Annotated in this window: 1 pseudogene; it reads left to right on the plus strand. The window is 78.1% G+C overall.

The features are described from left to right. A pseudogene (locus GT030_RS09235) lies at positions 1 to 1393 on the plus strand (cation-translocating P-type ATPase); the annotation flags it as partial.

Below are 1393 nucleotides of genomic sequence, written 5' to 3' on the forward strand. Positions count from 1 at the left end.
CCGCCCACTGGCGCTCCGGCGCCCGCGTCCACCTCCCGCTGCGCGCCGCCGAACCGGACCGGGTGCGGGCCGGGGGCGGCCACGCCCACCTGGCCCGCCGGATCGCGGCGGGCCTCGCCGACCGTCCCGACGTGCTCCTCGCCTACTGGGACGAGGGCCTGGCCCGCCTGGTCGTGACCCTCGCCGAGGACGCCGTGAGCGACCGGGTCGTGGACCGCGCCGCCGAACTCGCCGAACGCGACGGCCTGCTCGTGGCGGGCGGCGACCCCGAGGAGTACGACCACCCCGCCGACCCGGCGGGCGTACGCGCCGCCGCCACCACCCTCGCCACCGACCTGGCCGGCATCGCCGCCGCCCTCACCGGCTACGCCCTGCGGCTGCCCGCCACGCCCCGCGCGGTCACCGCCTGCGTGACCCTGCTGCGGGAGAACCCCCGCGTCCGCGCACTGCTGCGCAGCCGGATCGGTGCCGCCCGCATGGACCTCCTGCTGGCCGGCGCCAACGCGCTCGCGCACGCCGCCGGGCAGACCCCCACCTCGCTCGTCCTCGACGGCGCCCTGCGCTCCCTCCAGCTCGCCGAGACCGTGGCCCGCTCCGCCGCCTTCGACTCCCTGCACGACGAGCTCTGCGGACCCGAGCGCCTCAGTGTCGCCCCCACCGGCTCCCCGCGCCCCCCGCTGCGCGAGTCCCCGGCGCAGGTGTACGCCGCCCACGCCTCGGCGGGCAGCGTGCTCGGCGCCCTGGCCGCGCTGCTGGTCAAACACGACCTGAATTCCGTTGCCGAGGCGGCCCTGTCCGGCTCGCCCAAGGCCGCCCGGTACGCCCCGGCCGCCTTCCACGCCGTACTCGGCACCGCCCTCGCCCGCGCCGACGTGCTGGTCCGCGACCCGGAACGGCTCAGACAGCTGGAGATGGCCGGAACCCTCCTGCTGCACCCGAGCGCGCTGCGCACCGGCGAGGGGCTCCCCGACCCGTGGACCGAGGCCGTGCTCGACGCGGCCCGCCGCGCCCGGCTGCGCGTCGTCCTCGTCGACGACCCGGCGCTGGAGGACTTCAGCGGGCTCGCGGACCAAGTGGTCGACGCCAGAAGGCCGTTGGACGACGTCGTACACGCCCTGCGCGGGGAACTGGACGCCGGGGACGAGGAGGGCGGCGAGGAACGCGTCGTCATCACGGTCGCCCGGCCCCGCGCCCTGGCGGAGACCGGCGTACTGGCCGGGCTCGACGCCGCCGACATCGCCGTCGCGCTCACCGACCAGGAGGGCGCCGTCGTCTGGGGCGCCGACATCCTCGCCCCGCACGGCCTGCCCGACGTATGGCGGCTGCTCACCGCGATCCCGGCCGCCCGGGCGGTCGGCAGCCGGGGCCAGCTCCTGGCCCGCTCCGGCGCCGC

The organism is Streptomyces sp. SID1328 (genome assembly GCF_009865595.1).
GTDB classification, from domain to species: Bacteria; Actinomycetota; Actinomycetes; order Streptomycetales; family Streptomycetaceae; genus Streptomyces; species Streptomyces griseoluteus.